The 12,263-nt window shown below is 56.7% G+C and carries 11 protein-coding genes; all 11 read left to right on the forward strand.

Annotated features, from left to right (window positions below):
• Window positions 1–122 precede the first annotated feature (122 nt).
• The 11 genes from K1Y02_08665 to K1Y02_08715 are packed head-to-tail and all read left to right on the forward strand — an operon-like array spanning window position 123 to window position 12,261.
• Window positions 123–1,661 (forward strand): GumC family protein, encoded by a 1,539-nt coding sequence (locus tag K1Y02_08665; protein MBX7256420.1) that lies wholly within the window; start codon window positions 123–125, stop codon window positions 1,659–1,661.
• Complete coding sequence (locus K1Y02_08670; GenBank protein ID MBX7256421.1) at window positions 1,652–2,686, forward strand: AAA family ATPase; 1,035 nt, start codon at window positions 1,652–1,654, stop codon at window positions 2,684–2,686. Before K1Y02_08665 ends, K1Y02_08670 begins: the two co-directional genes overlap by 10 nt.
• Window positions 2,683–3,414 carry a hypothetical protein gene (locus K1Y02_08675; GenBank protein MBX7256422.1) on the forward strand — a complete coding sequence of 244 codons (732 nt, stop codon included), beginning with the start codon at window positions 2,683–2,685 and terminating at the stop codon, window positions 3,412–3,414. Before K1Y02_08670 ends, K1Y02_08675 begins: the two co-directional genes overlap by 4 nt.
• 40 nt (window positions 3,415–3,454) lie before the next feature.
• The gene (locus tag K1Y02_08680; GenBank protein MBX7256423.1) at window positions 3,455–3,973 is read left to right on the forward strand and encodes a hypothetical protein; all 519 of its coding nucleotides are present in this window, start codon (window positions 3,455–3,457) and stop codon (window positions 3,971–3,973) included.
• A 6-nt stretch (window positions 3,974–3,979) separates the two neighbouring features.
• Window positions 3,980–4,696, forward strand: coding sequence for a sugar transferase (locus K1Y02_08685; GenBank protein ID MBX7256424.1), 717 nt, complete (start codon window positions 3,980–3,982; stop codon window positions 4,694–4,696).
• A gap of 39 nt (window positions 4,697–4,735) precedes the next feature.
• The gene (locus K1Y02_08690) at window positions 4,736–6,061 is read left to right on the forward strand and encodes an oligosaccharide flippase family protein (GenBank protein MBX7256425.1); all 1,326 of its coding nucleotides are present in this window, start codon (window positions 4,736–4,738) and stop codon (window positions 6,059–6,061) included.
• A complete protein-coding gene (locus K1Y02_08695; GenBank protein ID MBX7256426.1) occupies window positions 6,058–7,461 on the forward strand; it encodes an O-antigen ligase family protein in 1,404 nt (467 codons plus the stop codon). Before K1Y02_08690 ends, K1Y02_08695 begins: the two co-directional genes overlap by 4 nt.
• On the forward strand, window positions 7,458–8,657 hold the full coding sequence (locus K1Y02_08700; protein ID MBX7256427.1) for a glycosyltransferase family 4 protein: 1,200 nt from the start codon (window positions 7,458–7,460) through the stop codon (window positions 8,655–8,657). The genes K1Y02_08695 and K1Y02_08700 overlap by 4 nt, the downstream gene beginning before the upstream one ends.
• The gene (locus K1Y02_08705; protein ID MBX7256428.1) at window positions 8,654–9,853 is read left to right on the forward strand and encodes a glycosyltransferase family 4 protein; all 1,200 of its coding nucleotides are present in this window, start codon (window positions 8,654–8,656) and stop codon (window positions 9,851–9,853) included. The genes K1Y02_08700 and K1Y02_08705 overlap by 4 nt, the downstream gene beginning before the upstream one ends.
• Before the next feature lie 48 nt (window positions 9,854–9,901).
• Complete coding sequence (locus K1Y02_08710; GenBank protein ID MBX7256429.1) at window positions 9,902–10,975, forward strand: NAD-dependent epimerase/dehydratase family protein; 1,074 nt, start codon at window positions 9,902–9,904, stop codon at window positions 10,973–10,975.
• Window positions 10,972–12,261 carry a glycosyltransferase family 4 protein gene (locus tag K1Y02_08715; GenBank protein MBX7256430.1) on the forward strand — a complete coding sequence of 430 codons (1,290 nt, stop codon included), beginning with the start codon at window positions 10,972–10,974 and terminating at the stop codon, window positions 12,259–12,261. Before K1Y02_08710 ends, K1Y02_08715 begins: the two co-directional genes overlap by 4 nt.
• Window positions 12,262–12,263 lie beyond the last annotated feature (2 nt).

The following is a 12,263-nucleotide window of genomic DNA, read 5'->3' on the forward strand; positions in this document are numbered from 1 at the left end:
GATAACGGCGCTAGAGCGGCTCAACTTCTCTCCAACGTGAACTCCAACGCAATCGGAACCCTGGGAGACCTGTCATCAGTAACGCAATAGTCAGAAACTCCCTCCGCGATGTGCTGTACATCGTGTTCAGGCACAAGGTGAAGATCCTGTTTGTCTTTGCGCTTGTTTACGCTGGAGTTGTCCTCGTGACATTTCTCAGCCAGGAGATCTACCGCTCCGAGGCGCAATTGTTGGTGCGGCTTGGCCGGGAGAATCTGTCGGTTGATCCGTCTGTATCGGGGCCGACGCTGTACCCTTCGCGCGATCGCGAAAACGAAGTCAACTCCGAACTGGCGATTCTAAAGAGCCGGGCGATCGCGGAAGAGGTTGTACAGAAGATTGGCGTGGACGCGCTGTTGGAAAAGCCGGACGAGTCTTCGGAAGTACAGCCGCCCGTCCCGGCCATGAAAGATGCTCAGCAGGAATTGCGTGCGTTGCGCCGCGAAGTGCGAGAGAAGGAGGCCGGTGGCGCTGGATTGCTGGTGGCCCTGGATCTGGCGACTCCGTTGACGCCCCAAGAGAAAGCCGTCAAGACTGTGATGGAGAACACAACGGTCGTTGCGGAGTCGAAAACGGACATCCTATCCGTGAAGTATGACGCTCCCAGCCCGGCACTCGCCCAACGCGCACTCGACGCCATGCTCCAGTCGTTTCAAGAGCACCATATCCGCGTCCACGCGACGCAGGCATCGCCTGATTTCTTCGAGGAGCAAACGCGACAGTACCAAAGTGAATTGGAGAGTAGCCAACAGAAGCTGGCGGCTTTTCGTGAAGAGCACGGCATAACCAGCCTTGAACAGCAGAAAATCGTGCTGCTCCAGCAAGTCAGCGCTCTGGAGACGCAACTCGCGGACACCAAAGCTGAGTTGTCCGCATCCGAGAAGCGCGTGGCGTCCATGCGGAAGACGCTATCGGGCCGCGAAAAGGTCACCGAGCTCAGCCGCACAACCGGACGCACAAACTATGCGGCAGACGCGCTCAAGGAAAAACTCCTGGAGTTGAAGCTCCAAGAGACGGATCTCGCATCACGCTACCCGGAGACACATCGCCCGCTCATCGACATCCGAAAGCAGGTGAAGGAAGCTCAAGCCGCACTGGCCCGGGAAATGGAAACGCATACGGAAGTCACTACGGGGATAGACACTTCGTTTCAAGAGCTGCAACTTACCCTCGAGAACGAGGATGCGCAACTCGCCTCCCACGAAGGACGGGCCAAGGTCCTTGAAGACGAGCTTGCTCGTCAGAAGAGTTCCTTGGCAGACCTCGCCGCGCAGGAAGTCACGTTGAAGACGCTCGAACGTGAAGTGGAGCTTGCGGAAAAAGACTATAAGGAGTATCGCGAGAGTCTGCAGCGAGCGCGTATATCCAGCGCGATGGACCGAGACAATGTGTCCAATGTGAGCGTTGTGCAACCGGCTACACTGCCCATGGGTCCTGTGAAACCCAACAAGATCTTAAACTTGGCGCTTGGGCTCTTTTTGGCGATGTTTGCCGCTCTATCTGTGGCCATGACTTTTGAGTACTTTGACGATTCTGTTAACAGTCCCGAACAAGTCGAGAAGTGGGTTGGCGTTCCTGTACTCGTCACAGTTTCCGACAGGGAGTACAAGGCATGTATTTAGAGCACTACCGGCTAGCCAAAGAGCCTTTTCACATTGCATCGACACCCGGCTTCTTCTACATGGGTGAGAACCATCGGGAAGCGCTCGCCATGATGGTGTATGGCGTTCGCAAACGCCTCGGATTTGTCGCGTTGGTGGGCGATGTAGGCACTGGCAAGACAACGGTGCTGCGAGCATACCTTGAGCATATTCGAGGTTCCGACATCCGAACCATATTGATGTTCAACCCCAATGTGACGTTCGAAGGCCTATTGCTGCACATCCTGGGCGGCTTGGGCATAGACGCGTCCGGACGCGACGAACGATGGATGCTCCACGCGCTGGCCTATTGTCTTCAGCAGGAACTGAATGAGGGGCGCACAGTCGCGCTTGTGATTGATGAGGCCCACCATCTGCCGCTGGCGACTCTTGAGAAGATGCACTTGATCTCCAACCTGGAAACAGGACAGGGAAAACTGCTGCAGGTCGTATTTCTGGCCCAGCCTGAATTGGATGACATTATTCAAGATGACCGCTTGCGGCAGATTCGTCAGCGCATTGCAGTGCGGTATTACCTGCGTCCACTGAGGTATTGGGAGAGCCGGGCCTACTTGCGATTCCGCATTCAACGGGCCGGAGGCGATCCGGATTACGTGTTTACGCGAAGCGCGATTAAAGCGCTCGCGCGTTCGGCAAAGGGCGTGCCCCGCCTACTGAATATCTTCGCGGACAACGCGCTTATCACGGGGATGGGACACGGCATGCGTCCCGTTACACCTAAGGTGGTTCGCGAGGTCGTACGCGACTTTTCGCCCCGCCGCCGTTTCCATTTCTGGCGGTGGGCGGCCGCCGCAGCGCTCGTTATCGTGGCTGGGACGGCACTGGCCGCGTTCGCCGGAGCGACCTTAAGTCCCAATGTCGTAGATAGTCCTGACGGAACTTCTATCGGTGCGCGTGCGCCACAGCCTGTCGCGCGTGTCTATTCAACCCGTGACTCTGCAGCGTCTGCCACTTCCTCCGAAGACTCGACGGAGACGATTCCATGAGCAAGATTTTTGAAGCCCTGCAATTGCGCGAACTGGAGACGCCCTCGGATACGCCCTGGACCGCGCAGACGTTGACCGTTACGCCGCGCCCCTCTGCCCCAAAGAAATTTGAGGAGCGGATTCTGGGCCTCTATCGGCGCATTGAAGCCATGCTCGACGGCGATGGGGCGAGGATCGTTTCCCTGGTAAGCATGACGTCCGTCAAGGAGTCATTCACGTATACCTTCGAGTTGGCTCGTCTTGCCGCAAAGCAATTCCGTCTGCGTGTGCTCGTTCTTTGCACGCATGGATCCGGCGCATCCCAACATTTGCTTAACGGCGCGCCGCTCCAACGCGGATGGGAACAGGCGGCCTTTGAGGACAAGCCCTTGGCAGAGACGGTTCACAAGATCGAGGAACCGCCCATCCACATTAGTCAGCTCAATGCAAGCATTGTGTCGTTGCCAACCCTGGTGGCCTCGCCGAAGTTTGAGCCTTTTATAACCCGCATGCGCAAACAGTACGACATCATACTTATAGACTCGCGGCCCTTTACGGATGGTATGGACGCGGCCCTGCTCTCGCCTGTTGCGGACGGCACGATTCTGATAGTCGATGCCGGATCGTCCAGGTGGCAGGTCGTGCGCAACGCTGTGGACCAAGTTGTCTCCCAGCGGGGAACACTCCTAGGAGTAGTGCTCAACAAGCGAAAGCACTACATACCCAACTTCATTTATCGAAGGCTGTAACGGCTGGCTTGGCGCCCCTTCGGTTCAAAGGCAATATCTCATGAATCACGCACACAACGGCAATCGGACTGTCCTCACTCGTCTCTTCTCGAAGCGGCACGGCCCGCGGCGAATGGACGCCCCTGGCGGCTTTCTGTCGCAGGAACTCTTTGCTGCGCAGCTTGAGGTTGAGCGGGCGCGCGTGGACCGTTCAGGGCATGCGTTCACCGTGATTCTCTTCTCTGTTCAAGGTGTCGTTGGAGAGATTGAAGTGAAGCGTGCCGAGCAAGCGTTGATTGCCGCGTTGATCGAGCGTACGCGCCGCTGCGACACGAAGGGCTGGTATGGTTCACATCCCGCCGTGATTCTGCCTTATACGAGCAAAGCAAGGGCGATGAACCTGACCGCCCCCGTCGAAATAATCTTCCGCAAGCATCTCACTCAGGCGGGAATGCCGCTGGTCCCGGGTCCTCGCCTTACGTTTGTCGCTTATGGGTATCCCCAGGATTCTCTCCCCGCGGACGAAGCAACCCTAGCTGCGCACGGAGATCATCCTCACACCGATGCATCGATGAGGTAACACATCATGTCACTTGGCGAACTGAGTACAGGCCTTGCCGATTTCGTTCCTCTTCGGAGAAGCGAAAGGCCCGACTTCCAGGCCACGACGGTCCGATCATCCGGGCTGCATCTATTTGCGCGGCCATTGCCCTGGTGGAAGCGCGGGCTCGACATTGTGGGAGCATCTAGTGCTTTGATTCTCTTCGCACCACTTATGATAGCCATTTCGCTGGCCGTAAAATGCACTTCAACTGGCCCAGTGCTCTTTACCCAAGTGCGCGGAGGGCGAGGCGGGAGGCCGTTTCGCCTCTTCAAATTCAGAAGTATGACCGTCGACGCCGAAGCCAAGAAGGCGGCATTGCTGAAGTTCAACGAGCGCAGCGGCGTTGCGTTCAAAATGACCAATGATCCGCGTGTGACGCGCGTGGGCGCCTTTCTGCGCAAAACGAGCCTTGACGAATTACCTCAATTGCTCAACGTGCTCAAGGGCGACATGAGCCTGGTGGGACCGCGGCCTCTCCCCGTGAAGGAGGAAGAATCCTACGACTCGTGGCATTGGCGGCGGCTCGACGTGAAGCCGGGTCTGACGTGTATTTGGCAGGTAACAAGCCGGCACGATCGCGATTTCGATCGATGGGTCCGGTTGGACATCGAATACATCCGCAAGCAGTCGTTCTGGCTGGATATCAAGTTGATACTGCAAACCGTTCCTGCCGTGCTTCTCCAGCGTGGGGCTTGCTAGGCCGGTTCCAAAGGGTATTTACGACAAGCAGATAAGCCTGTGAGCAACGTAGCCGAAATAGTGAATCGCGTCGTAGCGTTCCGTCCTCGTGCGTCCGCCTTGGGAGAAGGCGGGAGACTGCTTCGAGGGGGTTCTCTCACCATTGCCGATCAGGTCGTGGCAAGCGGAACCACGTTTGCAACGGGCGTCCTGATAGGGCGAATTTGCTCGAAGGAAGAATTCGGCCTCTACATGCTTGGCTTTTCCGTCGTGACCTTTCTCATGACGATACAAGCCTCGCTTGTCTCAACACCCTACATGATCTATTTCCCCCGCACGGACGAAGCGACACGTCCTCGCCTGACGGGCAGCGCACTGTTATTTCAGATGGTTCTGGCAGCATGCGCGGCGGTAATCATAGGGGTCGTGGCGTTCGGTGCGTGGATCTTCACGTCCACACCGGGTATGCCTTCCATGCTGGCAGCTCTTGCGGCAGCAATCCTCTTTCTTCTTCTTCGTGACTTCATCCGCCAGATTTGCTTTGCCCGTCTCGAGGTAATGCATGCGTTTGGTTTCGATGTATCCGTGGCAGGATGTCAGCTTCTTGCGCTCGGCGCCCTGGCGATAGTCGGCTGGATGAACGCATCCAGCGCCCTTATCGCGCTCGGACTTGCCTGCGCGTTGGGAGCTTCTGGCTGGTACTGGACTCACCGCGACTCTATCCAGGTTCACCTCCCTTCTGCTGCGGCCGACTTCTCCCGCGCATGGGTGTCCGGCAAATGGTTGTTCGCAAGCGGTCTCGTGTGGAGCATCAGCATGAATCTCTACGCATGGCTGATTGTGGGATTTCATGGTGCTGCATCCGTTGGCGCGTGGGGCGTTGCCGTGGGCACCGTGACTCTGCTGAATCCATTCATGCTGGGCCTACAGAATTATCTCGGCCCGCACATCATGCACGCGCATACACCGAATGACATGCGCTCTCTCGCGCGCGCCGTGACCTCATCCACCGTTCTCTATGCGGGTTCGCTCCTGATGTTCAGCGTCTTAATGTATCTATTCGGCGACCAGCTCGTTGTCGCGATCTATGGAAGCAAATACGCCGGAGGCGGGCCGGTCGTGGCAATTCTCTCGCTAAACCTCGTATTTCTTGCCATTGGATTCTGCGTATCTCGCGGTCTTTTTGCGATGGAGAAAGCATCCCTGGACTTCAGGGTCAACTTCGTCGCGCTTGCCACGATGATTGTCCTCGGAGTGACGTTGTCGCGGAACTATGGGCCGCTTGGAGCAGCATTGGGCCAGGTCGCGACGAGCGCAACGGCGGCCGTTGTCCGCACGGCTGTATTTGCCGCGACACTGCGGCGCACCCGACGAGCCCTGACATGATCACGTCAGCGAATCCAGCTACACCGATCGACTCCGGCGCTGAGCGGCCGATTCCATGGATCCTTTTTGCGGCATTGACACTGGCCTTCTTCATTGCGCTGCACGATCCCATGCGGTCGTTCAGTATCGGCGAAGACTACCTTCCGTCCGCCGATACTCTTCAACGTCATGCCGCGGAAGGCAACGTAAAACGTCAGATAGGGTTTCTTCTTGTTGGGGCCATTGGCGCGGCTATACTCGCGAGCTCCAATCGCCGCCGCATCGAAATGCGCGGAGCCCTCTCTTTCCTCATCTTGTACTTCCTGACGTGGATCACCCTGAGCATCACATGGGCCGACCAGCCCGCACTCACGGGCAGAAGGCTTATCGTGATCGCCATGCTCGCCATAGGGGCGCTGGCGGTCGTGACTCGCTTATCGTTGCGAGAAATTGTTCTGCTGGTGTTTCTCAGTTCGTTTGCATATCTGCTCGCTGGAATTGCCGCAGAACTCGCATTGGGGACGTTCCGGCCCTCAGCTGAGCGGTATCGGTTTGCCGGAACTATTCACCCGAACAATCAAGGCGTAAACTGTTCGCTCATCATCTTGTCCGGATTGACCGCGGCACTCACCGAGAAGCGCTATCGCAGACTCTACGTTGCCGCCATTGTCTTTGCCTTCGTCTTTCTGGTGCTCACGAAATCCCGCACATCGTTCCTCAGTTGCGGAGCGGCTCTGGCTTTCCTCTCTGCCTTGGTCTTCAGTAGATCGAGACACGTCCCGTACTTTATTTGCGTAACCATGACATGCGTGTTGAGTGTCGTCCTGTTCGCTCGCGACGCGTTGAGCACCCTGCTTACCAACACGATTCTTCTCGGCCGGACAGACCAGGACTTGTCGGGAGCATTGACCCTGACTGGGCGTCTTCCGCTATGGCAGAACCTTCTTGAATACGCGGCTCGCAGACCCATTCAAGGTTATGGCTACGGCAGTTTCTTCACGGTCGAACACATCCGTGAAATATCCGCGCGACAAGGCTGGCCCATTGCCGAGTGTCATTCGGTCTTTCTTGAAGTGCTACTTGGGCTTGGCATCGTGGGTGTCAGTACGTATGCTCTCATACAATTCATCGGCTTGTTCAGGACGACTGTCTATTTCAGATTGACGCGCGACCCTCGATATGCGCTGTTAGGCAGTCTGTTGCTTCTAGGCATTGTGGGAGGCATGGCCGAGTCCACACTGCTTGTCCCAACGATGCAAACCTTTGTGCAATTCCTCACCTTGGCCCAGTTGGCTTTCCTGGCGCCGAGTGAAGAGATCGGTTCTATCCTTCGGTCTCGCGCTGCTGGCAAATTCAGTGCTCCCACGATTTATCCTTTTCCGGCACGGGCTACGGCGTGTTCACCGGGAGGAAAGACATGAGTGCTGTCACGCCGAACCACGCGGCTCCGCGAATCGTTCTCGGAAGTGGGTTTCAAGCTCACTACGTGCGAGAGGTTGCCGACGCCTACGCCCGCCTGGGACTTCCTGTGGAGGTCATTGGCGGCAACATGCACGCCCATCTGCAATTTGCCCCAGGAGTGCGATTCTGCAATCTTCGCGGCAATGACAAGCTGGAGAAAAGCCCAGTCTCAGAGATTAAGAAGCTGGCGAATTACTATGTTCGCTTGATGCGCCACGTGCGCCAATCCAAATCGTCGGGAATCTACGACGTCAGTATCGGACGGCCCATTTTGCGGTGCATGCTCATGTACTCCGCCTTTCGCTTGATGGGCAAACGCATCGTGTATACCGCCCACAATGTTCTTCCCCACGACCGCGACACTCGCCTCAACCGCATCATCTTCTGGGCAATATACCGAATCTTCGCGAATGCAATCGTGGTGCATGGGCAATCCATTAAGGACCGCATCGTTTCTGAATTCAACGTGGATGCGCGGAAAGTCACCGTTATTCCTCACGGAACCTATCACCCTTGCGATGACACAACGATCTCGAAACATGCGTCACGCGAAAGACTAGGGTTATCGCAAAGCGCCAGGGTTGTCCTATTCTTCGGCCTCCAGCGTCCCTACAAGGGAACTCACTTTGCGATCGATGCACTGATGGGCGCCTCAATAAAGAACCTCCTTATCTTGATTCGCGGCGAGGCGACCAATCCCATCTACGGTAAAGAACTCAAGGCGACCATTGCGGCCGCTTCCCTCTGCCTTGCCATCGATTCACGATTGGAGCCTATCCCCGATTCCGAAATGGAACTCTTGTTCAAGGCGTCCGATATCGTTGCGCTTCCCTATCTGGAAGGAAGCCAAAGCGGTATCAAGTACATGGCCTACGCTTACGGACGCCCCGTATTGGCAAGCAACGTCGGCAGTCTCTCCGATGGGGTCATCTCGGGGGTAACCGGTGAAACATTTGAATGCGGCGACGCTGCGTCATTCCTTAGAAAGCTTGAGCACATGATGAACAACCTTGACTTGTATGACGAAGGTCGCATACGCGCCATGGCGCGCGACGAATTCTCGTTTGAAGCCGCCGTGCGCAAGGTGGAACGTCTCTTCGATGAGCATAGTGTTCCGCCTGGCGCAACGGCCTGTGGGGAAGGGACCAACGCATGAGGTTCCTTCAAATCCACAATTACTACCGTTATCGCGGCGGCGAAGACTCGATGTTCGAACAGATATGCGCCGTGCTTCGCACGCACGGCCACGCGGTTACTACGTACACCCAGAGGAGTACCGACGTTCAAGGCTCCGGCAAGAAGCTGAAGGCGGCGCTTACCGGGGTACACTCACCACGCTCCGAGCGTGAAGTCCGCAGGATGCTGCGATGGGATCGACCTGATATTGCCCATGTCCACAATCTCTATCCCTTGATTTCGCCTTCAGTGCTGCGTGCCTGTTCCGACGAGGGGATTCCGATAGTCATGCGGTGTCCCAACTACCGTCTTGTCTGTCCAACGGGAGTTCTTCTGCGCAATGGCAAGCCTTGCGAACTGTGCGTCGGAGGTCACGAGTATCGTTGTGCGCTCGTGAATTGCCGAGGCAACCTGCTCGAAAGCACCGCCATAGCAGGACGAAGCTTCTTGGTTCGCGCCTTCGGAATGATTAGCAAAAGCGTGACACGGTTCATCGCGCCCAGTCAGTGCGTTAAGCAGCGTCTCGTGCAAGCCGGGATCGATAGTGAACGCATCGATGTCGTTCCAAACATGGTTCCACTCCCGGCCGTCACAGTCGATCCATCGCACGGAGAGTACGTGGCGTTTGCTGGACGATTGAGCGCTGAAAAGGGTCTGGAAACCCTTCTCGATGCGGCTCGCCTGATTCCCCACGTTCCGGTGCGCATCGCGGGAAACGGCGAGTTGCTGGATTCCCTTCAGAACTCGGCGCCCTCAAACGTGACGTTCATGGGCCACTTGCGAAGCGACAAGCTTGCCTCCTTTTATGCGAAGGCTCGCCTCTGCGTGGTACCCAGCATCTGGCTGGAGGCTTTCGGGCTTGTCCCCGCCGAAGCGATGGCCTACGGCCTGCCCGTGGTCGCATCGCGGATGGGCGCTCTTCCGGAAATCGTAGACCATGATTCGACTGGCTATCTCTTTGAGCCCGGTAGTCCAGAACAATTGGCGGCATCCATAGAGCAACTGTGGTCCGATCCTCAGCGGTGTCGTGATATGGGGCTTACCGGGAGAGAAAAGGTCAAGCTGGAATACTCGCGTGACGTTTATTACACGCGCCTGATGCGCGTGTACGAGCACGTGCTTGAAGCAACTGAGAGTGCATATACGGAAATTCGGCGCACGGTCCATTCCGTGTAGCTGCGGGCAACGGTCAACACAACCTTGCGCGCATCAAGGAGACGAAGTATGAAGATAGCAGTAGTCACCGGATCCGGCGGTCTTATTGGAGCCGAGGCGGCCCGATTCTTCGGAGAGCTTGGCTTTCGGATCGTTGGCATCGACAACAACATGCGCAAGGAATTCTTCGGAGAAGAGGCCTCGACCGCGTGGGCTGTTCAGGACCTCCGGTCAACCTTGCCGGACTACACCCATTACTTCACGGATATTCGCGACGCAGACGCCGTTGACCGTATCTTTAGCGAGTACGGCAAGGATATCCAACTCGTTGTACACACCGCCGCGCAGCCCTCTCATGATTGGGCCGCGCGCGCCCCGCTCGTGGACTTTGGCGTCAACGCGCTGGGCACACTCCATCTGCTCGAAGCAACGCGTAGACACGCGCCCGAGGCGGTCTTCATTTTCACTTCCACCAACAAGGTATACGGCGATACGCCCAATCGTCTTCCACTAATCGAGTTGGAGACACGGTATTCGATTGAAGACGGTCACGAATACGAAAACGGCATCACGGAGACGATGTCGATCGATTCGAGTACGCATAGCGTATTCGGGGCCTCCAAGGTTGCGGCCGACGTCATGGTGCAAGAGTACGGCCGCTATTTTGGCATGAAGACCGTTTGCTTCCGCGGCGGATGCCTGACAGGGCCCGGTCATTCCGGTGCCGAGTTGCACGGTTTCCTCGCGTATCTGATGAAATGTTGCGTGACAGGACGCACCTACCGGATCTTTGGTTACAAGGGAAAGCAAGTCCGCGACAACATCCACAGCTTCGATCTCATTCAGGCCTTCTATGCCTTCTACAAGAATCCGCGCGCCGGGGAGATCTACAACATCGGCGGCGGGCCTTACAGCAACTGTTCGATGAATGAAGCCATCCACATGTGCGAAGAGATTTGCGGGAAACGCATGCATACCATCTATGTGGAAGAAAACCGAATTGGCGATCACATCTGGTGGGTGTCCGGTCTCACGAAGTTCGAGTCGCACTATCCATCGTGGAAAATCACCTATGACGTGCCTGCCATCCTCCGCGAGGTCTACGAAGCAAACACGCAACGTCTCCAGGCCGCCAACGCATGAAACGCGAAGCTACACGCCGCCCGCTGCGAATTCTGCTGGTTAGCAATCACCGGCGGTTCAAAATCAACTTTCGCGCCCATCCCTGGGCGCGCGAGCTGGCCGATCGCGGGCACGATGTTGACGTAATGTGCCACGCGGATACCGAGCGTTGGCGTACGCGAATCGAGCATGTGGACGGCTTTCGGATTGTCGAAAGCCCGGACCTCCTCTTCGGTGCATTGCGTCAAGGATGGGATCCCGTCTGCGCCTATCGCCGGTACGCGTTCCTGATGCGCGAAAACAAATCCTATGACATCATCCACTGCCTGGATACGCGCCTTGCAGTCATCTGGCCCGCCTTGGCATATGCCAAGGCAAAAGGGATTCCTATCGTGAGCGATTGGATCGACTGGTGGGGACGTGGCGGACTGATCAAAGAGCGACGACCCTGGTGGTACAAGCTCCTCTTCAGTTGGATTGAAGTCTTCTTCGAGGAGGCCTATCGCGCAAGGCTGGACGGTCTCACCGCCATTTCGAATGCCTTGGTCGAAAGAGCCGAAGGCCTTGGGATGGTACGGGATCGCTGTCTTTTTATACCCGGCGGCGCGAACGTGCGCGCTTTCGCCAACGTTCCAGGCAAAGAGGATGCCAAAACAGCGCTAGGCATCGCTCCGGAGACACCCGTTGTGTGTTTCTCGGGCCTGGATGTCTTGATTGATTTGGGCATGGCCGTTCGAGCCTTCGAATTGTTGCTTGAACTCGATCCAAGTATCACGCTTCTGTTGGTTGGCCCCACCGAAACAGACGCGCGGTCCCATGTTGCGCACAGCCAATCGCTTGCGAACATTCTAGCCTTGGGTCCTGTCTCCTACCGCGAATTGCCGATCAAGCTTGCTGCGGCCGATGTCTTCCTCATGCCCTACACGAACAAGGTCAGCAATGTCGGCAGATGGCCGAACAAGATCGGCGACTACATGTGTGTGGGCCGTCCTACGGTTTCGAATCCGGTCGGAGAGGTTCGCCGACTCTTCGAAAAGCATGAATTGGGTTTGCTCACGGAAGAGACACCCGAATCGATGGCTGAAGCGGCATGGAGTCTCTTGTGCGACGATGAACGTTCCTCTCGAATCGGATTGAACGCGCGCCGAGTTGCGGAAAACGACTATGCATGGGACAAGCTAATTGTCTCTTTGGAAAGCTGGTATTACGACCTCATTGAAGGACACTTGGGTCCGCTGCGCTCTCAACGGGGCGTAATGCCCGCCCCCGCAAGCATCTCGACCACGCGCGTGGGCGCGCCACACTGAAT

This window comes from Candidatus Hydrogenedentota bacterium (assembly GCA_019695095.1).
GTDB lineage: Bacteria > Hydrogenedentota > Hydrogenedentia > Hydrogenedentales > SLHB01 > JAIBAQ01.